Origin of the sequence: Solwaraspora sp. WMMD937 (assembly GCF_029581175.1) — a bacterium.
Classification (GTDB): domain Bacteria; phylum Actinomycetota; class Actinomycetes; order Mycobacteriales; family Micromonosporaceae; genus Micromonospora_E.
This window is the reverse complement of sequence record NZ_CP120738.1, coordinates 5,440,986-5,467,522: the sequence shown is the minus strand read 5'-3', so window position 1 is coordinate 5,467,522 and position 26,537 is coordinate 5,440,986. Positions and strand designations below refer to the sequence as shown.

At 70.9% G+C, this 26,537-nt stretch carries 21 protein-coding genes; 13 read left to right on the top strand and 8 right to left on the bottom strand.

What is annotated here, in order from left to right:
- The first annotated feature begins 74 nt into the window (after positions 1-74).
- The gene (locus tag O7621_RS24110) at positions 75-1,274 is read left to right on the top strand and encodes an FAD-dependent oxidoreductase (protein ID WP_282231358.1); all 1,200 of its coding nucleotides are present in this window, start codon (positions 75-77) and stop codon (positions 1,272-1,274) included.
- Here O7621_RS24110 and O7621_RS24105 read toward each other — a convergent pair.
- Positions 1,252-2,274, bottom strand: coding sequence for a zinc-dependent alcohol dehydrogenase family protein (locus O7621_RS24105; RefSeq protein WP_282231357.1), 1,023 nt, complete (start codon positions 2,272-2,274; stop codon positions 1,252-1,254). The two genes, O7621_RS24110 and O7621_RS24105, sit on opposite strands and share 23 nt — an antisense overlap.
- Before the next feature lie 174 nt (positions 2,275-2,448).
- On the opposite strand from O7621_RS24105, the gene O7621_RS24100 reads away from it, so the two are divergent.
- The gene (locus O7621_RS24100) at positions 2,449-3,327 is read left to right on the top strand and encodes a helix-turn-helix transcriptional regulator (RefSeq protein WP_282231356.1); all 879 of its coding nucleotides are present in this window, start codon (positions 2,449-2,451) and stop codon (positions 3,325-3,327) included.
- Here O7621_RS24100 and O7621_RS24095 read toward each other — a convergent pair.
- Positions 3,324-3,575: a hypothetical protein gene (locus O7621_RS24095; protein WP_282231355.1), complete on the bottom strand. Its 252-nt coding sequence runs from the start codon at positions 3,573-3,575 to the stop codon at positions 3,324-3,326. The two genes, O7621_RS24100 and O7621_RS24095, sit on opposite strands and share 4 nt — an antisense overlap.
- A gap of 190 nt (positions 3,576-3,765) precedes the next feature.
- Entirely contained in the window at positions 3,766-5,973 is a 2,208-nt protein-coding gene (locus tag O7621_RS24090; RefSeq protein ID WP_282231354.1) for a S8 family peptidase, read from the bottom strand.
- Between the two features lie 890 nt (positions 5,974-6,863).
- Here O7621_RS24090 and serC point away from each other — a divergent pair.
- The 6 genes from serC to O7621_RS24060 all read left to right on the top strand — a co-directional run bounded on the left by serC (position 6,864) and on the right by O7621_RS24060 (position 17,815).
- Positions 6,864-7,988: a 3-phosphoserine/phosphohydroxythreonine transaminase gene (serC, locus tag O7621_RS24085; protein WP_282231353.1), complete on the top strand. Its 1,125-nt coding sequence runs from the start codon at positions 6,864-6,866 to the stop codon at positions 7,986-7,988.
- A 13-nt stretch (positions 7,989-8,001) separates the two neighbouring features.
- The gene (locus O7621_RS24080) at positions 8,002-8,844 is read left to right on the top strand and encodes a 2-oxo acid dehydrogenase subunit E2 (RefSeq protein ID WP_282231352.1); all 843 of its coding nucleotides are present in this window, start codon (positions 8,002-8,004) and stop codon (positions 8,842-8,844) included.
- Positions 8,831-10,168, top strand: a complete 1,338-nt coding sequence (locus O7621_RS24075) for a cytochrome P450 (protein WP_282231351.1) — start codon at positions 8,831-8,833, stop codon at positions 10,166-10,168. Before O7621_RS24080 ends, O7621_RS24075 begins: the two co-directional genes overlap by 14 nt.
- A complete protein-coding gene (locus O7621_RS24070) occupies positions 10,165-10,749 on the top strand; it encodes a hypothetical protein (protein WP_282231350.1) in 585 nt (194 codons plus the stop codon). Before O7621_RS24075 ends, O7621_RS24070 begins: the two co-directional genes overlap by 4 nt.
- 36 nt (positions 10,750-10,785) lie before the next feature.
- Positions 10,786-12,525, top strand: coding sequence for a phospholipid carrier-dependent glycosyltransferase (locus O7621_RS24065; RefSeq protein ID WP_282231349.1), 1,740 nt, complete (start codon positions 10,786-10,788; stop codon positions 12,523-12,525).
- A 205-nt stretch (positions 12,526-12,730) separates the two neighbouring features.
- A complete protein-coding gene (locus O7621_RS24060) occupies positions 12,731-17,815 on the top strand; it encodes an AAA domain-containing protein (protein ID WP_282231348.1) in 5,085 nt (1,694 codons plus the stop codon).
- A 130-nt stretch (positions 17,816-17,945) separates the two neighbouring features.
- Here O7621_RS24060 and O7621_RS24055 read toward each other — a convergent pair whose 3' ends face one another.
- The 4 genes from O7621_RS24055 to O7621_RS24040 are packed head-to-tail and all read right to left on the bottom strand — an operon-like array spanning position 17,946 to position 20,108.
- The gene (locus O7621_RS24055; RefSeq protein WP_282231347.1) at positions 17,946-18,377 is read right to left on the bottom strand and encodes an HIT family protein; all 432 of its coding nucleotides are present in this window, start codon (positions 18,375-18,377) and stop codon (positions 17,946-17,948) included.
- 9 nt (positions 18,378-18,386) lie between these two features.
- Positions 18,387-18,908, bottom strand: a complete 522-nt coding sequence (locus O7621_RS24050) for a hypothetical protein (RefSeq protein ID WP_282231346.1) — start codon at positions 18,906-18,908, stop codon at positions 18,387-18,389.
- Complete coding sequence (locus O7621_RS24045; protein ID WP_282231345.1) at positions 18,905-19,378, bottom strand: DUF305 domain-containing protein; 474 nt, start codon at positions 19,376-19,378, stop codon at positions 18,905-18,907. The genes O7621_RS24050 and O7621_RS24045 overlap by 4 nt, the downstream gene beginning before the upstream one ends.
- Before the next feature lie 37 nt (positions 19,379-19,415).
- Positions 19,416-20,108 (bottom strand): DUF4386 domain-containing protein, encoded by a 693-nt coding sequence (locus O7621_RS24040; RefSeq protein WP_282231344.1) that lies wholly within the window; start codon positions 20,106-20,108, stop codon positions 19,416-19,418.
- A gap of 187 nt (positions 20,109-20,295) precedes the next feature.
- Between O7621_RS24040 and O7621_RS24035 the strand changes: the two genes are divergently transcribed.
- Entirely contained in the window at positions 20,296-20,865 is a 570-nt protein-coding gene (locus O7621_RS24035) for a hypothetical protein (RefSeq protein ID WP_282231343.1), read from the top strand.
- A gap of 17 nt (positions 20,866-20,882) precedes the next feature.
- On the opposite strand, the gene O7621_RS24030 is transcribed toward O7621_RS24035, so the two are convergent.
- Positions 20,883-22,115, bottom strand: coding sequence for an endonuclease/exonuclease/phosphatase family protein (locus O7621_RS24030; RefSeq protein ID WP_282231342.1), 1,233 nt, complete (start codon positions 22,113-22,115; stop codon positions 20,883-20,885).
- 303 nt (positions 22,116-22,418) lie between these two features.
- Here O7621_RS24030 and pyk point away from each other — a divergent pair, with 303 nt between their 5' ends.
- From pyk to O7621_RS24010, 4 genes are all read left to right on the top strand, one after another.
- The gene (gene pyk, locus O7621_RS24025; protein ID WP_282231341.1) at positions 22,419-23,867 is read left to right on the top strand and encodes a pyruvate kinase; all 1,449 of its coding nucleotides are present in this window, start codon (positions 22,419-22,421) and stop codon (positions 23,865-23,867) included.
- A gap of 47 nt (positions 23,868-23,914) precedes the next feature.
- A complete protein-coding gene (locus O7621_RS24020) occupies positions 23,915-24,745 on the top strand; it encodes an acyl-CoA thioesterase II (RefSeq protein ID WP_282234711.1) in 831 nt (276 codons plus the stop codon).
- Positions 24,746-24,851: 106 nt separating this feature from the next.
- A complete protein-coding gene (locus O7621_RS24015; RefSeq protein WP_282231340.1) occupies positions 24,852-25,313 on the top strand; it encodes an Rrf2 family transcriptional regulator in 462 nt (153 codons plus the stop codon).
- A 97-nt stretch (positions 25,314-25,410) separates the two neighbouring features.
- On the top strand, positions 25,411-26,505 hold the full coding sequence (locus tag O7621_RS24010) for a sulfite exporter TauE/SafE family protein (RefSeq protein WP_282231339.1): 1,095 nt from the start codon (positions 25,411-25,413) through the stop codon (positions 26,503-26,505).
- Positions 26,506-26,537 lie beyond the last annotated feature (32 nt).

The following is a 26,537-nucleotide window of genomic DNA, read 5'->3' as shown; positions in this document are numbered from 1 at the left end:
CTGTCGCGTCAGCAACCGCGGGGCTGCCCGGTTCAGGTGGCGTCACACCCCGTGCAGACAGACAGGAGCAGGACATGCGACACCGCATCGTCGTCCTCGGCGCCGGATACGCCGGAGCCAGCGCCGCCGGCCGCCTCGCCCGGCGGCTCGACCCCGGAAACGTCGCCATCACCGTCGTCAACGCCGAGACCGACTTCGTCGAACGCGTCCGGATGCACCAGTTGGCGACCGGCCAGGACCTCAAGCCCCGACCGCTGCGGGAGACGTTCGCCGGCACCGGCGTCGAGCTGCGGATCGCGAAGGTCACCGGTGTCGACGTTGACGCCGGAACGGTCACGGTCACGGACGCGGCCGGCGACGGCTCCGACGGCAGCGGAGCCGACGTGCTCGGCTACGACACCCTCGTCTACGCCCTCGGCAGCGGCTGGAACCCGGGAGCCGTCCCCGGCGTCGCCGAACACGCCGCCGAGGTCGCCAGCCGGCCCGGCGCGCTGCGGCTGCGGGACCGGCTGGCCGGCCTCGCCGCCGGGCAGCCGGTCGTCGTGGTCGGCGGCGGCCTGACCGGCCTGGAAGCCGCGACCGAGATCGCCGAGGCCCGCCCGGATCTCGACGTCGCCCTCGCCGTGCGCGACGGCCTCGGCGGCGCCCTCTCGCCGAAGGGCCGCGCGCATCTGCGCAAGGTCCTCGCCGGGCTCGACATCACCGTGCACGAGCACACCGCCGTCACCGGCGTCGCCGCCGACCGGGTCACCACCGCCGACGGCGGTGCCGTCCCGGCCGCGGTCACCGTCTGGACCGCCGGGTTCGCCGTCCACCCGATCGCCCGTACCACCGGATTGACGCTCGCCGACAGCGGCCAGATCGTGGTCGACGAAACCATGCGTTCGGTGTCGCATCCGAACGTGTACGCGGTCGGCGACGCGGCCCGGGTGATCGGCCCCGGGGACAGGCCACTACGGATGTCGTGCGCCTCGGGAATACCGACCGCCTGGCAGGCCGCCGACGCGGTCGCGGCCCGGCTGACCGGCGGGAAACTGCCGAACACGCCCTTGCGCTACTTCAACCAGTGCATCTCGCTGGGCCGCCGCGAGGGCCTGATCCAGTACGTCACCGCCGACGACCGGGCCAGGCCGGCGGTGCTGACCGGGCGGCTCGCCGCCGTCTACAAGGAGCTGGTCTGCAAGGGTGCCGCCTGGAGCGTCGCCAACCCGACCCTGCGGCTGCCGACCCGCCGCCGCAGCGTCAGCCGGGTCAGGGCCGGAGCAGAACTTTGATGGCGCGGCGTTCGTCCATCGCCCGGTAGGCGTCGGCGGCCCGGTCGAGGGGCAGGGTCAGGTCGAAGACCCTGCCCGGATCGATCTCCCGGCGCAGGATCAGGTCGACCAGGTCGGGCAGGAAGCGGCGTACCGGGGCGGGACCGCCGTGCAGGTGTACGCCGGAGAAGAACAGCTCCATGCCGGGCAGCTGCACGCCGTGGGCGACGCCGACGTAGCCGACGTGCCCGCCGGCCCGGGTGGAGCGGATCGCCTGGAGCATCGACTCCTGGGTGCCGACGGCCTCGATGACCGAGTGCGCGCCGAGGCCGCCGGTGAGCTCCCTGACCCGGGCGACACCCTCGTCACCACGTTCGGTGACGATATCGGTCGCGCCGTACTCCAGGGCGATCTTCTGCCGGGAGGTGTGCCGGCTCATCGCGATGATCCGCTCCGCGCCGAGCTGCTTGGCGGCCAGGACGCCGAGCAGGCCGACGGCGCCGTCACCGACGACGGCCACCGTCCGGCCCGGCCCGGCCTGGGCGGCGACCGCGCCGAACCAGCCGGTGCCCAACACGTCGGAGGCGGCGAGCAGGCTCGGGACCAGGTCGGCGTCCGGGGCGTCGGCGGTGGCGACGAGGGTGCCGTCGGCCAGCGGGATCCGGGCGTACTGGGCCTGCGAGCCGGTGGGGGTGGCGAACTCCCGGTTGACGCAGTGCGTATGGTAGCCGGCCCGGCAGATATCGCAGGTGTTGTCGGAGGCGAAGAACGAGCCGACGACGAACTGCCCCGGCCGTACGGTGCGGACCTCGCCGCCGACCTCCTCGACGTAGCCGACGTACTCGTGGCCCATCGGCTGCGGCCCGGCGATCTTCTCGATTCCCCGGTACGGCCACAGGTCGGACCCGCAGACGCAGGTCGCGGCCAACCGGATGATCGCGTCGGTCGGGGCGACAATCGTCGGCTGCTCCCGCTGCTCCACCCGGACGTCACCGGGGGCGTGCAGGACGGTTCCGAGCATGGTGCGTACTCCTTCACACGAACACGGATGGTCGGGCCGGTCCTCGCGGCGGTCCGCCGCGCGGGGACCGGCACTGCCCAGCCAACCCGGTTTCCGGCCGGTCGGGGAGTGCCTGTCGAGAGGTGTACCGGCAGGGCACCCCACCGGCGGGCGGCCCGACGTACCGTCGGTGACGTGGACAACCGCACCGAGGTCCGCGAGTTCCTCGTCTCGCGCCGCGCCAAGATCAGCCCCGAGCGGGCCGGGCTGCCCGCCGGCACCAACCGCCGCGTCCCCGGGCTGCGCAGGGCCGAGGTCGCCGCGCTGTCCGGGGTGAGCATCGAGTACTACGCCAAGCTGGAACGCGGCGCGCTGGCCGGGGTGTCGACCAGCGTGCTCGACGCGATCGCCCGTGCACTGCAGCTCGACGACGCCGAACGGGCCCACCTGTTCGACCTGGCCCGCGCCGCCGAGGGCAGCAGGACCCTGATGCGGCCCCGGCGTCGCCGCACCCGGCAGTGGACCCCGCACCCGAGCCTGCAGTGGACCCTCGACGCGGTCACCGAAGGGCCGGCGTTCGTGCGTAACGGCCGGATGGACCTGCTCGCCGGCAACCAGCTGGCCCGCGCCTTCTACGACCAGGTGTACGCGCAGCCACCGCGGCCACCGAACCTGGCCCGGTTCACCTTCCTCGACCCGGCAGCCCGGGACTTCTACCCCGACTGGGAGACGGCGGCCGACATCGTGGTCGCCATCCTGCGCACCGAGGCCGGCCGCGATCCGCATGACAAGGACCTGCACGACCTGGTCGGGGAGCTGTCCACCCGCAGCGCCGGCTTCCGCACCCGGTGGGGCGCGCACGACGTCCGCCACCACGGCACCGGCACAAAGACGTACCGGCACCACGTCGTCGGTGAGCTGACCCTCGCCTACGAAGGGCTGGAGATGGCCGCCGAGCCCGGACTGACTTTGACGATCTACGCGGCCGAGCCGGGCAGCCCGTCCGCGGACGCGCTACGGCTGCTCGCCTCGTGGGCGGCATCCCAGCAGCAGCCGGACACCGTCGACCGCTAGGAACCGCCCAACGCCTGGCGCAACGCCTGTTCGCGTTCAGCTGTGACGGCCTCGGTCCTGGGCCGCAGGTCATCCAGGATGGACTCCATCGGGCCTTTCGAGAAGAAGCCGGCCGGGTTCACCATCAGAACCCGGCCGGCCTCAACAGCGTCCGCCAACGGCTCGTAGCGGCTGTGGAACTGCTCGGCGGCCTGCTCGAACTCGGCGGTGGGTCCGCCGCCCCTGGTCAACGCCACCACTACCACCACGACCGTGACCACGGGTCCGCGTCAAGTACGCCAACGTCGGCCGGGAAGCGCCCACCAAGGCCGCCCTCGTCGCCCGCGCCCTGCAGGACGGCCTGATCACCACCGACGAACTCTGACCGGCCGCCGCCCGAGAAGGTACGCGGCCTGCCGGTGGTGTCCAACAGCCGCGTACCTTCCGTCATCGGCCGGGTCAGAAGCTGAGCCGCCAGCTGTCGATGTACGCCGGCCCGGACACCCCCCAGTAGTGGTCCTCGACCCGCAGCTTCCAGGTGCCGTTCGCGGGTTGCCCGGACGGGTCGACGACGAAGGTCCGGAACATGTTCGGCAGACCCATGCCGTTGACGCCCTGCAGGGTGAACACCTGCCCGTTCGGCGCGACGAGCTGGTAGCTGAGGTCCCGGGACCACGGGTGCACCACGCGTACGTCCACCCAGGCGCTGCGGCCCGGTGCATGGTCGCACCCGGTCACCGTGATCGGGCTCTCGGCGACGTCATGGTCGGCGATCGGCACGTCGGCGGTCGCCACACCGCCGCACACCGGCACCGGCAGGTCGGCCCCGGCGAGGTTCAACGCCCAGGAGTCGAAGAATCCGGTGCCCTGCGGGCCGGCGTCGCGCACCTGCAGGCGCCACGTCCCGTTGGCCACCTTGTCCGACAGGTCGTAGGTGAAGGTGTGGTCGACGTCGGGGCCGGCTCCGCTGCCGGTGCGGACCAGCAGGAAGTAACGGGTGCCGTCCGGGGCGAACAGCTCCACCTGCAGGTCGTGGATGGCGGTGTGCTCGATGCGTACCTCGATGGTGCTGTTGCTGGCCGCGTTGCCCGCGCAGCCGGTGATGGTGATGGGGATGTCGACGGCTCCGCTGAACGGCAGCGCCGTGTCGGTGTCGTTGACGGCGGCGCAGCCCGGCAGCGCATCGACGGTCAGGGTGAAGCTGGTCGTCCGGGTGGCGGCCGTACCGGTGCCGAGGATCACCACCGGATACGTGCCGGCGCTGGTGAGGGCCGCGGTGCTGATGGTCAGCGTGGTGCTGCCTGCCGAGCCGATCGTGGCCGGGGTGAAGGTGGCGCTTGCGCCCCGCGGCAGCCCGACCGCGCTGAGACCGACGGACTGCGCCGCGCCGGCGGTGACCGTCGCCGTGACGGTGGTGGTGACGGTGCCCCCGGCCGGCGTGGTCGCGCTCGCCGGCCCGGCGGTCAGGCTGAAGTCGTCGTCGGCGGTGACGTCGTCGACGTAGAGCAGCCGGTCCGGTGAGCCGGTGCCGGGGTCGGTCACCACCCCGGGCGTGGCCTCGGCGAGGAGCTCGGCGGTGACCTGCGCCGGGGTGTAGTCGGGGTGGTCCGCGAGGATCAGCGCGGCGGCGCCGGTGACGTGTGGGGCGGCCATCGAGGTGCCGCTGGCCGGCACGGCGGCGGTGTCGCTGTCAAGACCGGCCGAGACGATGTCGACGCCCGGGGCGAAGATGTCGACACAGCCGCCCACGTTGGAGAACGGGGCGCGGGCGTCGTCGGGACCGGTGGCACCGACGGTGATAGCCTCCGGCACCCTGGCCGGGGACCTGGTGCAGGCGTCGGTGCCGTCGTTGCCGGCCGCCACGACGTAGGTGATGCCGTCGGCGACGGACCGGGCCACGGCCTGGTCCATCGGCGTGTAGGAGAAACCGCCGAGGCTCATGTTGGCCACCGCCGGCTCGCCCGGGTCGTGGTCGGCGGTGACCCAGTCGATGCCGCCGATCACGGTGGCGACGTTGCCTTCGCCGTTGCAGTTGAGCACCCGTACGGCGACCAGCTCCACGTTCTTGGCCACCCCGTAGGTGGTGCCGCCGACCGTGCCGGCGACGTGCGTGCCGTGCCCGCGACAGTCGCTGGCGTCGTCGTCGCTGTCGATGGTGTCCCGCCCGGAACGGACCCGTCCGGTGAACTCGTGGTGGGTCAGTCGCATGCCGGTGTCGATGATGTAGGCCCGCACGACCGGCGCGACGTCCGGATAGGCGTACGCGTCGTCGAGCGGTCCGGTCCGCTGGTCGATCCGGTCGAGGCCCCAGGACGGCACCGGCGTCTGCACGTCCGCCGCCGTCACGGTGTGGTTCTGCGTCACCGAGGCCACCCGGGGGTCGGCGGCCAGGCGGCGGGCCTGGCGCTGTGGGAGCCGGACCTCGAAGCCACGCAGCGCGTGCCGGTAGACCTGGGCGACGTCACCCCGGTACCGGTCGGCGAGCGCGGACACGGTGCGTTCGACCCCGCTGGCGGTGTCGGCGGCGCCGCCGGCCGCCGTGTCGGCGAGGACGACGATGTACGAGTCCGCCACGGCGGTGGCGCCGCCGACGGCGTGCACAGTCGCCTCCGGTGGCGCGGCGGCCGCCCCGGGTGCCGCTGGGACCAGGGCCAGCAGCGCTGTCAACAGCACTCCTGCTCTTGCCGACACCATGCTCGTTCCTCCCGGTGCGTCGAAGCTGACGTTTCATGGATCTGCGTCAACAGCATGCGGCGGGAAATTCAGAGCCTTCTGAGAGCCGCCGCCGCGCCGGATTGCCGGGTGGCGCGGCGGCGGGTGGCGTCGTCGTCCGGTCGACGCCCGGATTGGACGCCGACATCAGCTGGCCAGGGTCAGCACCAGCTCAACGACGAGTTGACCCGGGTGACGTTGCGGATGACGTTGTTGGCACCGCCGCAGGGGCTCTGCACGATTCGATGTTGGTGACGGTCAGGTTCTGGAAGGTGATCCCGGGGGAGATCGGGAAACTCGCTGCGGGCCCGCCCGCCGCTTTCGGACAAGCAGAAGATGCCGCGTCCGCCGCCGCTGGCGATGACCGTTGCGCACCTTGACCGCGCGGTCGTCGCCGTGGTTGTCGATGCTGATGCCGAGCCCGCCGGACAGCCGCAGGTTCTGCACCTCGACATCGGTGGTGCCGCGGGTACTCCGGGGCCATGTCACCGGAGCCGGAGCCGGTCACGTTGATGGTGCCGCACACGTCCAGCACGGTGTAGCTGGGCAGCGACAGCCGGGAGCTGGTCGGTACGTTGCCGGAGCCACGCACGACGACCCGCTGTTTGCTGGTCCGTTCGGAGCTGAGGCCGTGCATCGCGGCCTGCATGGCGGCGAGCATGTCGCCGTCGCGGGACAATTCGGACGCCACCGCCGACTCGTACTCCGCCGCTGGACGGCCGGAGCCCACCAGGGAATCCTCATTTTTCCCTCAGCACCGCCTCAGACATCGGGTGGAGCGACTGTGCGACGATCTTGGCGCAGTCCGACCGGGCGGGGGCGGTGGTGAGGTGGCAGCAGTGTCGATGGACCGTGCGGTTCTCAACTTCTACGCGGGACCTACCGGCCTGCCCCGCAGCGTCATGGAACGCATCCGCGTCGAACTCGACGACTTCCAGGGCACCGGGATGAGCGTGATGGAGATCAGCCACCGGGCACCCGAGGTCGAGTTCCTCCTGGCCGACACGACCGAACGGGTCCGTCGCCTGCTGGGCCTCGGCGACGAGTCCGACGTTCTGCTGCTGCAGGGTGGCGGATCGCTCCAGTTCGCAATGGTCCCGATGAACTTCTCGGCACCCGGTGACCCGGTCGACTACGTCGACACCGGGTACTGGGCCGCCAAGGCGATCCGTGAGCCACGGACCCTCGGACGCGACGTGGCGGTAGTGGCCTCCTCCGCCGACCGGGACCACGTCTACGTTCCGCCGGACGGCTCGATCCGGCCCCGGCCGGACGCGCGGTACCTGCACCTGGTCACCAACAACACGGTGGAGGGCACCCAGTTCCACCGGGCGCCCGCCGTTGGGGTGCCGGTGATCGCCGACATGAGCTCCGACCTGATGTCCGACACCTTCGACCCGGCGGCGTACGACGTCGTCTACGCCCACGCGCAGAAGAACGTCGGCGTCGCCGGAGTGACCGTCGTGGTCGCGCGTCGGTGCATGCTGGACGGCATCGTCGGTGAGCTGCCGGCGGTGCTCGACTACCGGGTGCACCGACGGCACGGGTCGAACTTCCACACCCCGCCGACCTTCGCCATCTACGTCACCTGGTTGATGCTGGGCTGGTTGGCCGACGAGATCGGCGGCCTGGCCAGCATGGGCAGGATCAACCGCCGCAAGGCACAGATCCTCTACGACTACCTGGACGGCGTCCCGTTCTACCGCACCACCGTCGACCCGGCGTCGCGCTCGCTGGTGAACGTGGTGTTCGACCTGCCCACCCCGCAGCTGCTGGCGGAGTTCCTGGCCGAGGCGCAGCAGGCCGGTATCGCCGGGCTGGCCGGGCACCGCTCGGTAGGTGGCTGCCGGGCCAGCCTGTTCAACGCGGTGACCGTCGAATCGGTCGAACGGCTGGTCGACTTCCTGCACACCTTCGAGCGCCGCAACCGGACGACGGATCTGCCACCCGATCCGTCCGCCGAACGATAGAGACAAGCCACTGATGACTGCTGCTCCGTTCCAGGAACTGCCCTGGCCGCGTATCCGTGAACTCGTGGTCGACGCGCTGAGCGTCGGTCACCGTACGCACATGGCGCACGGCATGGTGGAGTTCGACGTGTCCCGCCCGATCGAGTTGATCGCGCGCTACCGTGCCCAGGTGCCCGACGGGCTGTCGTTCACCGCCTTCCTGGTCTACTGCCTCGGTCACGCGGTCGACGAACACAAGATGCTGCACGCCTTCCGCAAGGGCCGTCGCAAGCTGGTCGTCTTCGACGATGTGGACGTCAACACACTGCTGGAGAAGCGCAAGCCCGACGGATCGCTGGTACCGGTCATCTACGTGGTCCGGGCCGCGAACCGCAAGAGTCTGGCGCAGATCAACCACGAGATGCGCGCCGCCGCCCGTACCGACCTGTACGACGACGAGGGGGTCCGCCGGCGCCGCCAGCTCCTGCGGCTGCCGCGCCCGGCCCGGCGGGCAGTCTGGTGGTGGATGCGGCGCGACCCGGCCCGGGTCAAACGTCAGTGGGGCACCGTCGGATTGTCCAATGTCGGCTCCTTCATCAGCCCGCGCCCGTCCTGGGGAATCTCGATCTCGTTCCTGACCAGCACGCTCATCGTCGGCGGAATGTTCGACAAGGTGCGGTGGATCGACGGTGCCGCCGCGCCCCGTAAGACCCTCAGCGCCACCGTCACGGTCGACCACGACATCGTCGACGGTGCACCCGGAGCCCGGTTCGGCGAGACGTTGGCCGGGCTGATCGAGAACGCCGCCGGTCTCGACGACACGTTCGTCACCGAGACCCTCACACTGCAGGGAGGCGAAGACAGTGCCGCGAAGTGACCACCCGCCGCTGCGGCTGCGGCTCAGCGCCCTGCGTACCGACCTGCTGGGCGTGCAGAAGCGACTGGTCGCCGACCACGACGGCTTCGTCCGGTACCGCGTACTGCACCGGGTCTTCACGCTGCTGGCCGACGCGGACGCCAACCAGCGGGTGTTCATCGGGAACCTGTCCGGCTACGGTCGCAGCCTGCAGCACGACAACCTGTCGCTGATCATCGGCCAGGGACTGATCTGCAGCGACGGTGAGACGTGGCGGCGGCAGCGGACGCTGACCCAGCCGGTGTTCAACCGGGCGCTGCTCGAACGCGTCGTCGAAATCACCGCCACCCTGATGACCGAGGTCGTCGACGGCTGGGAACGCGCCCGCGAGCGGGGCGAACCGGTCGACGTGTTCAGCGAGATGCAGACCCTGGCCATGCGGGTCATGGCCGTGGCGCTGTTCAGCCACGACCCGAAGACGACCGCCAACGACTTCGTCGACACCGTACGGGTCGGGTTGGAAGTCGTGGTCCGGCGCAACATCAGCCCGGTGACGGTGCCCTTGTGGTTTCCCACCCGGCTGCACCGCCGGTTCGCCGGGCATCTGCGGGCGGTGGACGACTTCGTGGCGGAGCGGATCGAGGAACGGCTGGCCGACACCGACCGGTACACCGACATCCTGAGTGACCTGATCCGCGCCTACGGTCCGCAGGCCGGTCAGCGCCGCCGGGAACTGCGCGACCAGGTCGTCACCCTGTTCTTCGCCGGCTTCGAGACGACCGGGACCGCGCTGGCCTGGACCTGGCACCTGCTCGGCCAACACGACGACGAGATCGCGGGCCGGTTCCGTGAGGAACTGGCCCGGGTGCTCGGCGGACGGGCCCCGACCTACGACGACCTGGGCACCCTGGACTACACCCGGCAGGTGATCCAGGAGTCGATGCGGCTTCACCCGCCGGTCTACACCCTCACCCGCCGGGCCGCCGCCGCCGACGAGGTCGACGGACACCGGATCCGCCAGGGCGACAACCTCGTGATCCCGGTGCACGCGATGCACCGGATGCCGCAGTACTGGCCGGAACCGGACTCCTTCTGCCCGCAACGGTTCGCACCGGGCCGGATGACCGCGCAGCAGCGGCGCGCCTACCTGCCGTTCGCCGCCGGGCAGCGCAAGTGCATCGGTACGAACTTCGCCATCACCGAGATGCTCACGGTGCTGGCGGTCGCCGGGCAGCGGGTGCGGCTGACCCCGGTCGACGGGCATCCGGTCGAAGCGGCACCGGCGGTCACCCAGTATCCCCGGCACGGGCTGCTCATGCATGTCGAACCGGTTGGCCCGGCATGAACGACGGCACCTTCTACGGTGTGCTCGACCCGGCCGACCTGGAGCAGGTGGCAGAGTACGAACAGGACTTCTACCGGGCCTACGTCGGACTGACCGACAACCGGCTGGTCCGGCTGATCTGGGAGTGGGACGACACCGAACGGCGGCTGCGGACCCGGATTCCGTACCAGGACCAGATCGTCTACTGCTGGCGGGAGGGCACCGGCCGGCTCATCGGAGCGATGGCGGTCAGCATCTCCGCCGAGCGCGGGTTGCAGTCCGCGTCCTTCGGATTCAGCCCACCCGGATCAGCGGGCGGCGGCCGGGTCTGCGAGATCCTCAACGTGATGAGCGCCGGCGGCGGGCATGTCTGGACGCGCGCCACGTACACCGGTTTCATCCGCGACTTCGGCTACCGCGACCTGGCGGCGCGCGGCTACGACGTCGCCTACGCCACCTGCACCCGTCGGCGGCTACGCCCGTACCTGCTGCTCGGCGCCGAGCTGCTGGACCGCCGGTCCGTCGCCGGTGAGGAGCGGATGTTCCTGCGCTGGCCGATCGCGGCGATGTCGAATCTACCGGGCATCATCCAAGCGAGGTGACGATCGCAGTCGGGCGACGGGGTAGGCTGCCGGCCCGTGAGTTTTTTGCGCAGGTCGGGAGCCCTCGACCGGGATGTACCCGTTACCCCGGATGACCAGCCGGCCACGGTGACGGAGAACTCGGATCGGCCCGGCTGGCTGCGACGGCACCGGCGTTGGTGGTATCCGCTGGTCGTGGCGTTGCTGCTGGGGCAGATGGCGTTCGCGATGGTCGCCACTGCGGTGGCGCAGGCGCCGACCATCGACGAGCCGGTGTACGTGGGTGCGGCGGCGCTCTACCTGCAGGGCGGCGGTCTGCAGGTCAACCCGGAACATCCGCCGCTGGGCAAACTGATCATCGGAGCCGGCCTGTGGTTCGCCGACCCGTACATCGAGCCGTCCTTCCAGGGCAACCAGACGGACCTCGGGCGGCACGTGCTGTACGAAGCGGGCAATGACGCCGACCGGCTGCTGTTGCTGGCCCGGTTGTCGATGATTCTGCTGACCCTGGCGTTCGGGTTGGTGGTCTTCGCGTTCGCCCGCGACATCACCGGCCGGGCCGGTGCCCTGATCGCCCTGGCGGTGTACGCGTTCACGCCCGACGTGATCGCGCACGGCTCGCTGGCCACCCTCGACGTGCCCACCGCCGGGTTCCTGCTGACCTCGGTCTGGCTGCTGTGGCGGGCGCGGCGGCGACCGTGGCTCTACCTGCCGTTGGCCGGCCTGGCGCTCGGCGCGGCACTGGCCACCAAGATGAGCGCGTTGGCGGCGGTGCCGGTGCTGCTGGCGCTGGCCGCCTGGTCGGTCCGGCACGCCCGGCCGGCCTGGCCGCCCCGCCCGTCCTCACCCCGGGCCCGGCGGTACGTCGTCACCGGCGCGGCCGCGACCGCGATCGGACTCCTCGCGTTGCTGACCGTGTGGGCCAGCTACCTCGTCGTCGACCCACGGCTGCAGACGGTGCCCTCCGGCTCGGTGCCGGCGATCGGCGGGCTGCGCGGAACCGTGGTCGACTGGCTGCCGTTTCCGGAGTCGTTCCGCGACGGCATGCGGATTCAGTTCGGCTTCGAGGACTGGCAATGGGGCGGGTACCTGTTCGGTGAGCCCTACTCCGGCCACCGGTGGTACTACCTGCCGGCCGCGCTGCTGGTGAAGACGCCGCTCGGGGCGCTGGTGCTGTGGCTGGTCGGCGCGGTGGCGATGCTGTCGGTGCCCCGGCTGCGCCCGGCCGCCGGGTACCTGCTGCTGCCGGCCGGCGTACTGCTGGCCGTCGCGATGACCGGATCCCGCGACCTCGGCGTCCGGTACGCGATCGTCGTCCCGGTCTTTCTGGCCGTGGCGGCGGCGGCCGTGACCGCCGTACGGTGGCCCGCCGCGGCCGCCCGGTACGCCCGGCCGGCCGCGGTGGTGCTGGTCGCGCTGGTCGCGGCCAGTTCGGCCCGCGCGTTCCCGTTCTACCTGCCGTACGCCAACGAGGCGTTCGGCGGCCCGGCGCGCACCTACCACCACCTGCACGACTCGAACGTGGACTGGGGGCAGGACCTGAGCCGGTTGGCCGACCGGCTGCGGCAGCGGTACCCGGACGAGCGGGTGTGGCTGGCCTACAAGGGCGCCGGCGTGCCGGAGTACTACGGCATCACCGCCACTGATCCGCGCGAGGTGCCGCCTGAGGAGGTACGCGGACTGCTGGTGGTGTCGAACACCTGGGTGGCGACCACCGGCGGTGAGTTGCGTGAGCTGATCGACAGCAGTGAGCCGATCGACCAGGTCGGTCACTCGATCACCATCTTCCGCCGCTGACCCGGCGACCACCTGTCTCGATTCCACATCGCAGATTGGCGAGCATCACTGCATCTGGCGCTGATCGTCCGTACGGCCTCGGAACCAGCGCCGAAGAGCGGAGGTGTGGCGCTGGTGTTCTTTCCTCTATGTTCGATCAGGTGGTCCAGCGTCGAAAGGAAACCGTATCTTGACGTCCTCTGCGGCGAACCGCCTCGATCGGGCGGTGCGACTCTTCGAGTTCCTGGCGCGGGCACAGCAGTCGGTCGTCTCGGCGCCCCGCACGGTCGACAGTTACGAGGAGGTCGCCTGGACGCGGAGGATGCCACGACACTCCGCCGTGCACTTCGCGCACTGGGACGCCACGCCAGAGCCTGGTGACGAGGTCGGCCACATCGATCGGATCGATCTGGTCCGGCCGCCCGCCGTCGGCGAGGCGCTGCGCCGCTGGTTGACCCCGGGCATCGACGATCCGCAGATTACCCCGCAGCTCAGAGCGGAGATCCCGGATCCGGGCGGGGAGCCGGACGAAGACGGCAACCCTGCGGTGTCTCGTCTGGCTGAGCACCCCGACGTCGAGGACGCCTACCGGTCATGGCTGATCCGCTGGGAGACTTGGTCGGAGCGGGAACGTGCCGATCAGCCGGTGCGTGAGGCTTACGGCACGCTCTTCTCGATGCAAGCAGCGGCGGCGAGCAATCCCGAAGAGAAGGAGCTGGTCCTCGCCGTCGGATGCCTCACCTGGAAGCCAGCCGACCATCCGGCCGTACGGCGGCACCTGCTCACCGTACCGGTCACGATCGACCTCGACCCGGTGACCGGCACACTGCACGTCAACGCCGCCGAAACGGCCGACCCGCTGCGCCTCGAACTCGACATGCTGGATTCGCACCTGACGCGATCACGGCACATTGGCGAGGTCCGGGAATCTACCCGGACCTTCGCCGACCATCCGCTGAACGTGGCGACGATCGGCGAGCTGTTGCAACGCGTGGCGCACAGCCTCGACCCGGACGGCGGCTACCTCGAGACGGAACTGCCCGGCAGCGGCGGTCCCGCGCGGCCCGAGGTGACCCTGGCGCCCGCGATCGTCCTGCGTCGGCGCAGCCACGGGCTGGTCGAGGTGCTGGAGCGCATCCGCAAGCAGTTGATCGACGCGGCTTTCGTGCCGGAAGGGATCCTGCCGCTGGTGGATCCGGATCACCGTCCGGCGACCGTGACCGACCCGACGCCCGGCGCGGTGGTCGCCGTCGACGACGAGTTCTACCTGCCGCTGCCGGTGAACGACAAGCAACTGAAGATCCTTCAGCAGGTGGATCGGCACGCGCAGACCCTGGTGCAGGGCCCGCCCGGCACGGGCAAGACACACACCGCCGCCGCGTTGCTCAGCCATCTGCTCGCCCAGGGCAAGCGGGTCCTGGTCACCGCGCAGACCGATCGTGCGCTCAAGGAGGTGCGCACAAAGCTGCCGGAGGCGATCCGGCCGCTGTCGGTCGCGGTCGTCGGCGCGTCCAGGGAGGACATGGCGGACCTGAAGGTCGCGGTCAACACGATCTCGCAGCATGCCATCGACTTCGACGCCGACGAGTCCGACCTGACCATCACCCGGCACCTCGACGCGATCGACCAACTTCGGCGTCAGCGTGCCCAACTGCACGAACGGCTGGTCGACGTGCGGGCCGCCGAAGTCGTCCGGCACGAACGGGGACCGTACCGGGGCACGCTGGCCGCGATCGCCGAGGCGCACCGCCACGCCGGAGAACGGTACGGGTGGATTCATCCGTGGGCACCGGCAGCACCCGGTGACGAGCCCCCGCTGACCAGGACCGAGATCACCGAGTGGTTGCGGCTGCTGCGCGACCAGCAGTTGATCGCGGACGAAGCGTCGTCGCGGGCCACGCTGGCCGACCCCGCGCGGTTGGCACCGCCGGCGGACTTCGCCGCTGCCGTCACCGCCGAACAACAGGCCCGCGCCGCCCACGACGCGCGGCACGACAGCCGGCAACATCCGGCGTACGCGTTGGTCAGAGCGCTGGCTCCGGCGGCCCGAATCGCGCTGCAGCAGGATCTGCACCGCCTCGCCGACGCCGCCGAAGACTTGGCGCGACGACGCGAACCGTGGATGGCCGACGCGTTGGCCGACGTGACCTGCGGCCGGGGACAGCTGTGGCACAACCGGGCCGCGCAACTGCAGCAACTGGTGGCACAGGCCGAGCCGCAGGTGCGTTACCTCGGCATCACCGACGTGCAGGTTATCGGCGTGCAGGACGGCGGCGTGCCCCAGGCCGGGCCGGACGTCGCCCAGCTCGTGTCGCTCGCCCACCACCTGCGCGAGCACCTCGCAGCCGGCGGCAGGGTCAAGCTCGCAGCCGACGGCACGCCGGTGCTGAACCTGCTCGCCGCCAAGCCGGTCAAGGCGGCTAGGGAGCTGTTCAGCCGGGTCAGGGTGGATGGTCGCCCGCCGACCACGGTCGGGGCCGTCGACGCGTTCCTCGCCTGGGCACAGGCCACCCGGCTGCTGACCGCGGCCGACCGCGCCTGGCCGGCCACCGTCGTCGTCCCGCCCGAGGACACCTTCCAGGAACGGCTGACCTGGCACCAGACCGAGCTGCGCCAACTGCAGCGGGTTCTCGCGCTCGGTGCCGGGCTGACCAACCAGGAGCACCGGCTGGCGGCCGCACAGCTACCCCGCCCACAGTGGTCGGATCTTTCGGCGGTCCGGACCTACGCCGCGTTGGTGGACTCGGCCGCCGCCGACGACCACCTGGCGCGGACCCGGACCGCCGTGGACGCCATCGGGGAGCCGGTCGTCGCACTGAGCCATCAGCCGACCGCCGCTGCACCGCTGCGCGACCTGGTGGAGGCGGTCGCCGACCGGGACGTGGGCAGGTACGCCGCCGCTGTCGCGCGGCTCACCCGACTGACCCAGGTGTGTGAGCTCGTCAACCGTCGGGACGCGCTCGGTTCCCGGTTGCGGGCGGTGGCGCCCCGCCTGCACGACGCCGTCGTCACCGACTGCGCCGACGACAGATGGGACGAGCGCCTCGACGGCTGGGACGACGCCTGGGCCTGGGCGGTCGTCGGCGCGTGGCTCGCCGACCGGCAAATCACCGATCTCAACCGGCTGCAGGCCGAGATCGGCGAAATCGAGGGCCGGATCCGGGGCCACGTCGAGGAGTTGGCCGCCGCCCGCGCCTGGCGGCATGCCGCCTCGCCGGACCGGATCAGCGGCTCCGCCCGGGCCAACCTGCAGCAGTACGGCCAGCTCGTGCGAGGGCTCGGCAAGGGCACCGGCAAGTATGCCCATCAGCGTCGCGCCGAGATCCGCCAGGCCATGGACCGCTGCCGCCCGTCGGTACCGGTCTGGATCATGCCGATCTACCGGATCGCGGAACAGCTGCAGGTGCAGCCGAACATGTTCGACGTCGTCGTCGTGGACGAGGCGTCACAGGCCGGACTGGCCGCGACGTTCCTGCAGTACCTGGCGCCGAAGATCGTGGTAATCGGTGACGACAAGCAGGTATCACCGAGCGGGGTCGGCGTCGACCAGCAACATCTGCGCGACCTCGCGGACCAGTACCTCGGCGACGACCCGTACCGGGCGTCGTGGCAGGACCCGAAGCGGAGCCTGTTCGACGAGGCCAAGATGCGGTTCAGCGGCCTGATTCCGTTGACCGAGCATCGCCGCTGCGTACCGGAAATCATCAACTTCTCCAACCAGATCGCGTACGAGCCGGAGAACATCCGGCTGATCCCCGTCCGTCAGTACGGGGCCGACCGCCTCGAACCGATCCGGCCGGTGCACGTCGGGAACGGTTATGTCAGCGGCACCAGCAACAAGGTCAACCCGCCGGAGGCCGAGGCGGTCGTCGCGCAGATCGTGGCCTGTGCGCAGGACCCCCGCTACGACGGTCTGACCTTCGGCGTGATCTCGCTGCAGGGAGTCCATCAGGCCAAGCGGATCGAACGGCTGCTGCTGGAACAGCTCGATCCGGCGGAATGGGAGCGCCGGGAGCTGCGGTGCGGCGACTCCGCCGATTTCCAGGGATCCGAACGCGACGTCGTGTTCCTCAGCATGGTCGCGGCGATGGAGGACGGCGTTCGGATCGGCGCAGCGACGGCCGAAATGTACGTGCAGCGCTACAACGTCGCCGCCTCCCGCGCCAAGGACCAGATGTGGGTCTTCCACTCGGTCCGACTCAGCGACCTTGGTAATCCCGAGGACATGCGTTACCAACTGCTCGACTATTGCTACGGCGTGACTGCCCGCTCGAGCGAGCACGACGGCACCCGACTGCCGACCGAGGTGCCCGAGGACCGGTCGGTCGCACCCTTCGACTCACTGTTCGAGCAGCGTGTCTATAACCGGCTCGTCGCCGCTGGCTTCACCGTCGTGCCGCAGTTCGAGGCGATCGGCTATCTCATCGACCTGGTGGTGATCGGTCCGAACGGACGGCTCGCGGTCGAGTGCGACGGCGACGCCTGGCACGGGCCCGACCGCTACGAGGCCGACATGGCCCGGCAGCGGGAACTGGAGCGTTGCGGCTGGGAGTTCTTCCGTATCCCGCAGTCGTCGTTCGTCGTCGACGAAGCGGCGGTGTTGCAGGATCTGCGGGCGGCGCTGGATCAGCGGGGTATCCGCCCGTCCGGCTGGGCAGCGGCCGCCGAACCGGCGCGCGAACAAGTCAGCCAAGCGGGACCGGACGAGCGGGCGGAACCGGTCGGACTGGTGGAACGGGTCGAGCGGACGGAACCGGTCGATCGGGATCTGGACCCGGCGCCTGGACTCAAGCCGTACGAGATCTTCCAGGGCGCCGCCCCGCGCGCCGAGACACCGCCGCCGCCGGGGATGCAGGAGGCCATACTCGCCATCGTCGCCTGCGAAGGCCCGGTGACCGGCGGGCGGTTACAGATCGCGTACGTCCATGCAGCCGGCGGCCAGCGCGTCAGTCGGGCCTTGGCAAGTGCGATCAACGAGGCGGTCACTGCAGCGGTACGCAGAGGTCTGCTCGTCCGGGACAGCCCTCTCGGCGAGACCGGAGTCCAGCCGAGCACGTATCGGCTCGCCCATCAACCGCCGGCACTGCCCCGGGCGCTCGGTCCACGCACCTTGGAGGAGGTGCCGCCCGCCGAACTCGCGCAGGTCATGGCCGGGCACGCCAGCGTCCTCGGCTGGCACCAGCCGGAGGCCGTCTACCGGGCAACCCTGCAGACCTACGGCCGTAAGGCGCTGACCGCCACCGCCGCGGCCCGGTTGACGAAGGTTTCGCCGCTGGCCCGCTCGGTCACCCGTCGATCGTCGGACAGCTGAGCGGCCCCGGGCAGCTCGTCGGTCAGCCGGAGCACCACCCCATCCACTGTGGGTAGCTCGGCGAGTGAGCGGGGCACCAGGGCGAAACCGTCAAGGTCCGCCAGCCCGATCCGGCGCCAGGAGGGCGGCTTCACGGCAGATCCGGCCCGGGAGGTAACGCGGCGGCGACCCGTTCGGCGTACCGCCGGGCCTCGACGTCGTCGGCGTAGCGCCGGCGCGGCCAGAAGAAGCCGCGCAGCCCGTCGCCCTTGGTCCGGGGCACCACGTGGGTGTGCAGGTGCGGCACCGACTGGGACACCCGGTTGTTGATCGCGACGAAGGTGCCGCCCGCGTCCAGGCCAGCCTCGACCGCCGCCGCGACCCGCTGCACCAGTGAGAAGTACCCGGCCAGATCGGCCGGCGGCAGGTCGGTCAGGGTGACCACGTGCGGGCGCGGACTGACCAGCACGTGGCCCGGGAACACCGGCCGGGTGTCCAGGAACGCCACCCCGGCGGGGGAGTCGGCGACCCGCCACGCGGGGGACTCCCCGGCGATGATCCGGCAGAACACGCACCCGTTCACCGGCGCAGCCTAGCCCGGCTGGTGCTCGACCAGCAGGTTCCACCGCACGTCCGCGCCGGCCTCGACCCGGATGGTGACCGGACCGCCCGGGTGGTCCTGGTCGACGTTGCGGGTCTTCGTCACCTCGTCGGCGGGGCACTGCAGCTCGAACCGCATCCCCGGGTCGAGGAACACCGCGAGGTCGGCAGCTCCGCTGGCGGCGGCGGCATCCCCACGGCCGCCGCTGACGCAGTCGAGGCTGACCGACAGCAGGCCCGGCGGGATCTCGACCGTGCCGACCGAGACCGGGCCGCTGGTGGCGGCCACCGAGGCGACGGGCCGGGCGTCGGCCATCGGGTCGGGCAGCGGCGCGATCGGCGGTGCGGGCGCGACCGGCGGTGGTTGTGCCGCTGACCGCTGATCGACCGGGTCGGCGCTGGTGGCGGACGGGCCGGTGTCGGCCTCCGACGGATCGGCGGTGCAGGCTGCGGTGCCTGCCCCGATGGCGACGACGGTGAGTACGACGCCGAGCGCCGCGCGGACATGACTCATTCGTACCGTTGCAGAATCTGTTTCATCTGATCGATCTCCTCCTGCTGCGTCTCGACGATCTGTCCACACAGCTCGATGATCTCCGGGTCGGTGATGTCCGACCGCTCGCAGACCAGGATCGCCCGCGAGTGGTGCGGGATCATCGACTTGAGGAACTGCTCGTCACCGATGAAGCTCTCCTGCCGGCCGAAGTAGAACGCCACCCCGAACAGGACGACGAACCCGACCGCCAGGATCACGTTCAGCGTACGGTTGCCGAACATCATCCACATCACCCCGAGCATGATCACCCCCATCGGGGCGACCATCATCAACGCCATGTAGGTGTTGCTGAGGTTGAGGTAGAAGTCGTCGATGGTCCAGATCATCGAGTACGTCAGCAGCAGCATCACCACGAAACTCAGCGTCAACGCGGCGCCCAGCCGCAGGTAGCTCCGGTTCATCGCCAACTCCCATACCTCGTCGGGCACGATAGCGGCGATCCGCGTGATTCGCCGCTACCTTCGCCTACCCGCCCTGACGGTGCGGTAACACCCGGGACGGCGTCTTCCGCCGGACGCCGACGCTCAGCAGGTAGCCGATCATCCAGAGCTCGCCGACGGTGGCTGGCACCACGAGCAGGTCGGCGACGATCTGAGCGTCGGGTGCGAGGTAGAGCAGGAACCCGCTCGCGAGGTAGCAGAGGCCACCGATGACGAGCACCCAGCCGAGTGGTCGGGGCATCCAACGTGACCGGATCACACACATGCCCATCGGGATGAGCCACAGCCCGAAGAACAGGTTGCCCACCCCCCACAGGTTGCCGCTGACCAGATAGAGAGCCTGGACGATCGTCGCGGCGTCGCCGATCGGCTCGCCCGCGACCTCGACGGCCGTGGCGAGCATCGCCGCACTGCCCATGATCGCCACCGCGTTGACCAGCCCGAACGCGCCGATGCTGCCGGCGGCGAGCGGGTCGGCGATGCGGAAGAGACGGTAGAACCAGACGGCGGCGAGCGCCTGGGTGACAACGACGCCCAGCTCGAGCGCGACGCCGGCGCGGGCGAGCGTCTCGTGCCCTACCAGGTTGCCCAGTGTCGCTGCGGGGTCGCCGGCGATGAACAGCTGGGGTCGGACGATCAGAAAGCCGAGCATGGCGGTGATGCCGAGGCCTAGATAGAACACGCCGGTCAGCCGCGCCGTGCGGACCAGATCGCTCATGGGTGGTTCCCTTCTCGTCCGCCGGGCGTCCGTCGATGCGACCGGCTGTCTTACGCTGTAAGGCAGCCTAACTTACAGTGTAAGGTGTGGGCAAGCGGAGACCGTCGAGGGGACCGGGGCTTGTGGCCGGCCCGCGAGCTTGTGGCGGCTCACTACCCTGAGGCCCGGCGACGCGACGGAGAGTGTGATGTCTCTGCTGGAACACCTGCCGACCATCCTCGCGGTGGTCGTCGGTGGGGTGCTCACCTACGTCGGCACCGGGATCACCGAGCGCAACCGGTGGCGCCGGGAACAATCAGTGCGGTGGGACGATCGGCGGCTCGCCGGGTACGTCGAATTCGCCGCCTCCGCCAAGCAGATCGCCCTGCTCACCTCGCGGGTGCTGGCCAGCCGCGGTCTGGTCACCGCGATCAGCCCGATCGACCGCGAGGAAGGCCTGGCCCGGCTCGGACAGGCCGAGTCGGACCGGTCAGTGTGCTTCGAGTCGATCCTGCTGCTCGCCGACGGGCCGACCATCGCCGCCGCGCAGGCCCTCACCGAGACGTTGTGGAGGCTGGAGGCCTTTGCCACCGGTGACGAACCGGTCGACGAACAGACCTGGCGGGCCGGGTTCGTCGACTACCGCCGTGCCCGGGCGCAGTTCTACCAGGTGGCCCGGCTCGACATGGGGGTGCGGGCAGTGCGGATCCCGATGAACGCGATCGCCTCCCGCGACGCCCGCCCACCGGGATCGCTCGCCGCCACCGGCACCGACTGACCGCTTGGAATCGCCGCTCAGCAGCGCAGGTCGAGCCAGACGAGCCGGTGGTCCGAGGTGGGGAACCCGCCGGGCAGCGCCGGGTCGTAGTCGCCGACCAGCCGGAACAGCGGATCGTCCGGCGTCGGCCAGAACACCCCGCTGCCCGCGGTGGGTAGTCGGCGGCTGGGCAGCAGGTAGTCGACCCGCAGATTGCCCGGCGTGCCGTCGGCGAAGTCGGCGGTGTCGTAGCGGGGGTCGCCCTCGTGGGTCAGGTTCGCCCCGCCCTGGCGCTGGCTGGCCGCCGGCCCGCCCGCGCTGGTCGGCGGCCGCCGGTCGTCGACCAGCGGATGCCCGGTGACCTGCTGGGCCGATCCCGGGATGCTGTCGCCGTCGTACGGGTCGGAGTTGAGGTCACCGGCGATGACGAACCGGGCACCTGGACGCAGCCCGCCGCGGCGGCCCCGGTCGTCGTAGATGTAACCGGACCGGGCCGGGGTGACGTAGTCGGCCCAGAACCGGATCTCGTCGTGGTTGCGCCGGCCGTTGCGGTCCTCCGGGCCGTCGAACACCGGCGGCGTGGGGTGGCTGGCCAGCAGGTGTACGGTCTGCCGGCCGATCCGCACCGGCACGTCCCAGTGGCTCTTCGACGACAGCCGCACGTCCGCGAGGGCCTCGGGGGAGTACCAGTCGGCGGGCTCCGGGGTGTCCGGGTCGTCCGGCAGCAGTGCTCCCGGCATGTCACGCCAGCGGAACGTCTGGAAGGTACGCAGCGACCGCCGGTCGATCGGGTGGCGCGAGTAGACCGCCATGCCGTACTGGCCGGGAAACAGCCCGAAGCCGTACGCGTCGTCCGGGCCGCCGACCGTACCGTCGCGGTTGAGGTCGTGCCCGGACGGCACGCCGGTGTTGGACGGGGCGCTGAACCGGTACGGGTAGTGGATCGGCCGGGCCCCGCCCTGGCCGCGGGACAGGTAGTTGCGCTGGAACAGCTCGACGGCCCGCCCCTCGGCGTCGTGGTCGAACTCGTTGATCAGCAGCACGTCGGGGCGGACCCGTTGGATCACCTCGGCGACGTTGGCGGCCTGCCGGTCGCCCAGGGTGGACAGGTCGGCCACCAGGCCGCCGTCGACGCTCCGGTTGAGCGAGGCGTTGAAGGTGGCGAACCGGACGCCGCCGCGCTCGTCGCCCTGCCTGCCGCCTGCCGTCGCTGTCCCGGGCGCCAGCCCTGCCGCCAGACCGGTGGCGATCATCGCCACCAGAGCGGTCACCGTTCGTGTCCGTACCCGCTGTGTCACCGTGCCACCCTCCGGTCGTGTGGTGACCAGTTAACCGGATCTATGTGACGGTTCGGCGAATGATCTCCGAACGTCCGGGCGTCGGCCGTCCGGGCGTACCGCGATGGTCAATTACCGCGCTACCCTGAGGGCGCGGTCGTCGATGCCCGCCGGTCCACCGTCACGGTTCCACCCACCAGTACGATGTCTCGCGGAGCGCCGAGCGCTGGTGGGCACTTCCGTTCGGACATCAGACAGGGTCGGCCGATCGGCCGGTTCAGGGGAGAGACTAGCCTCATGGGCGTGACACGCCGCGCAAAGATCGTTTGTACGCTTGGCCCCGCGACCGCGTCCCCGGAGCGTATCCGTGGGCTGGTCGAGGCGGGCATGGACGTGGCCCGGCTGAACTTCAGCCACGGCAGCCACGACGACCACCAGCAGGTGTACCAGCTGGTCCGGGAGGCAGCCCAGGCCTCCGGCCGGGCGGTCGCCGTGCTGGCCGACCTGCAGGGCCCCAAGATCCGTCTCGGCCGGTTCGCCGACGGGCCGCACGAGTGGCGAACCGGCGACTCGGTCGTCATCACCAGCGACGACATCCTCGGCAGCCGGGAGCGGGTCTCCTGCACCTACCGCAAGCTGCCCCAGGAGGTTCGCCCCGGGGACCGGCTGCTGATCGACGACGGCAAGGTGGCCGTCGAGGTCAGCGCGGTGGACGGTAACGACATCCGGGTGCTGGTCGTCGAGGGCGGGCCGGTCTCCAACAACAAGGGCATCTCGCTGCCGAACGTCGCGGTCAGCGTGCCGGCTCTGTCGGACAAGGACACCGACGACCTGCGGTTCGCGCTCGGCCTGGGCGCCGACTTCATCGCCCTGTCGTTCGTCCGGTCGCCCGAGGACATCAAGCTGGTCCACGCGATCATGGACGAGGAGGGGGTTCGCCGACCCGTCCTGGCCAAGGTCGAGAAGCCGGAGGCGGTCACCCACCTGGAGGCAATCGTCGACGCGTTCGACGGAGTGATGGTGGCCCGGGGTGACCTCGGCGTCGAGTTGCCGCTCGACGAGGTGCCGCTGGTGCAGAAGCGCGCGGTGCAGCTGTGCCGGGAGAACGCCAAGCCGGTCATCGTCGCCACCCAGATGCTCGACTCGATGATCGAGAATTCGCGGCCGACCCGCGCGGAGGCCTCCGACGTGGCCAACGCGGTGCTCGACGGCACCGACGCGGTGATGCTCTCCGGTGAGACCAGCGTCGGCAAGTACCCGGTGCTCACGGTCAGCACCATGGCCAAGATCGTCACGACGACCGAGCACGGCTCGATCTCGGTGCCCCGGCTGCAGCACGACCCCCGTACCCACGGCGGTGCGCTCACCTCGGCCGCGTCGCAGATCGCCCGGGCGATCGGCGCCAAGGCGATGGTCGCCTTCACCCAGACCGGTGACACCGTGCGTCGGCTCTCCCGGCTGCAGTGCGAGCTGCCGCTGCTGGCTTTCACCCCGGTCGCCGAGGTGCGCGACCAGCTTGCCCTCTCCTGGGGGGTGGAGACGTTCCTGATGCCGTTCGTGCAGCACACCGACGACATGTTCCGCCAGGTCGACCAGGCACTGCTCGGCCTCGGCCGGGCCAATCCCGGCGAGTACGTGGTGATCGTCGCCGGCAGCCCGGTCGGCACCCCCGGCTCCACCAACACGCTGCGGGTGCACCAGCTCGGTAGCCTTGTCGACGCCGCGGCGGCCCGGGCGTTGCAGTGACCGGTGATCCGGTCGGCGGGCAGGCCGCCGTCGATCAGCTGCTCGAGATGCTCGACCTGAGCCGGACCGGGCCGTCCGCGTTTCGCGGGATGAGCCCCAAGGTCGGGCCGCAGCGGGTCTTCGGCGGCCAGGTAGCCGGTCAGGCGCTGGTCGCCGCCGGGCGGACCGTCGACCCGCAGCGGCTGGTGCACTCGCTGCACGGCTACTTCGTCCGCCCCGGCGACGGCGCCGAGCCGATTGACTACGAAGTGGAGAACATCCGCGACGGCCGGTCCTTCTCGGTCCGCCGTTCGGTGGCGTACCAGCACGGCAAACCGATCTTCTTCATGTCGGCGTCGTTCCACCGGCCCGAGGACGGGCTGGACCACCAGGCCCCGCAGCCACCGGACGTCCCGCCGCCGGAGGCGGTACCGACCATGACGGAGCGGCTGGCCCGCTATCCGGAGCGGCTGGGTGTCTGGGCGGTGATCCCCCGGCCGATGGACGTGCGGTACGTCGGCGAACCGGGTCTCGTCGCACCCGGGGACCGGCCGGCCGACCCGTACCAGCGGGTCTGGATCCGCGCCGACGGCAAGCTGCCCGACGATCCGCTGCTGCACGCCTGCGTACTCACCTACGCCTCCGACCTGACCTTGCTCGACTCGGTGTTGTCCGTGCACGGCGAGGTCTGGGGTCCGGGCGGGGTGATCGGGGCCAGTCTGGACCACGCGTTGTGGTTCCACCGGCCGTTCCGGGCCGACGAATGGTTTCTCTACGACTGCTGGAGTCCGTCGGCCGCCGGCGGGCGCGGGCTGGCCACCGGTCGGATGTTCACCCGCGACGGCCGGCACATCGCCAGCGCTGTGCAGGAAGGCCTGGTCCGGCGGGTCGGCGGGTGACCGGGCCGCCTGCCTGACCGGCGCTCGGGCGGCGGTGGCCAGGGTGGTTGACCGACGTCGCGGTCGGCCGGTCCGATAATGGAAACAGTGCCGTAACCTGAGAGGTATGCGTCTCTCTGCCCGGGTCGACTACGCGCTGCGGGCCGCCGCCGAGCTGGCGGTCGCGGCTGCGGCGTCGGCGCGGGTCGTGTTGACCGCCGAGCAGGTCGCGCGGGCCCAGGGCATCCCGCCGAAGTTCCTTGAGGGCATCCTGCTGCAGTTGCGCCGGGCCGGCGTGGTGCAGGCCCAGCGTGGCCCGGACGGCGGCTACTGGTTGGCTCGCCCCGCCGAGCAGATCAGCCTCGCGGAGCTCATCCGGGTCATCGACGGCCCGCTCGCCCACGTGCGCGGGCACCGGCCGGAGGAGCTCGGCTACCAGGGCGCGGCGGTCGCGCTGCAGGACGTCTGGATAGCGTTGCGGGCCAGCGAGCGGGAGATCCTCGAGTCGGTCACCGTCGCCGACGTCGCCACCGGCCGGCTTCCCGAGCGGATCCGGGATCTCGCGGCCAACCCACGCGCCTGGACCTGACCGGCCGCGACCGGCTTCGTCGATGTGCTTGACAACAGCACCGGCCGTCCGCATTCTCTACTAAGTCGATAGGTTTGCTATCTCAAGTAGGTGTGCTGTGCGGAAGCTGCTGGTACTCGCCCTCGTCGGGCTGCTCGCTCAACTGGTGGACGGCGCGCTGGGAATGGCGTACGGGGTCACCTCGACCACGCTGCTGCTGCTCGCCGGAATCGCCCCGGCCTCGGCGAGCGCCTCGGTGCACCTGGCGGAGATCGGCACCACGCTCGCCTCCGGCACTGCGCACTGGCGGTTCGGCAACGTCGACTGGCGGGTCGTCGGCCGGATCGCCGTACCTGGCGCGGTCGGCGCCTTCGCCGGTGCCACGGTCCTCAGCTCCGTCTCGACCGAGGCCGCCGGGCCGTGGATGGCCGGGATCCTGCTGGCCCTCGGGGTGTACCTGCTGATCCGGTTCGCCCGGCCGATCCCGGCCCGGCGAGTAAGCCGACCCCTGCGCAGCCGGTTCCTCACCCCGCTCGGGCTGGCCGCCGGCTTCATCGACGCGACCGGAGGCGGCGGGTGGGGGCCGGTCGCCACCCCGTCTCTGCTGGTCTCCGGGCGGATGGAGCCGCGCAAGGTGATCGGCTCGGTGGACACCTCGGAGTTCCTTGTCGCGGCGGCGGCCAGCGCCGGCTTCCTGATCGGGCTCGGTGGCCAGGGTTTCGTCCTGCCCGTCGTCGCGGCGTTGCTGGTCGGTGGCCTGCTCGCCGCCCCGCTGGCCGCCTACCTGGTGCGGATCGTGCCGGCACAACTGCTCGGCGCCGCGGTCGGCGGTCTCATCGTGCTGACCAACGCCCGGTCGCTGATGCGCGCCGTCGACCTGCCCCCGGGCCCGAGGTTCACCGGGTACGCGGTGATCGTCGTCGGCTGGGCGCTGGCCCTCGGGCTGGCCGTCCGGGTGCTGCGCACGGCCCGTCGTGACCAGCGCCGGTCAGCGCTGGTCGGCGAGCAGCCCGGTGGCGGTGTCCGCGATCAGCTCCCAGGCGGCGGCGACGTGCCGTCGCTCGGTACGCGGCGCGCCGACCGCCAGCCGCAAGGTGAACCGGCCCGCCACCCGGGTGTGGGTCAGCAGCACCGAGCCGTTGGCGTTCACCGCAGCCAGCAGGGCGGAGTTGACCTCGTCGGGCTGGCCGCGCAACCGGAAGCAGACCAGTGAGAACGGCCCCGGCGTGACGAGCTCGAACCGGT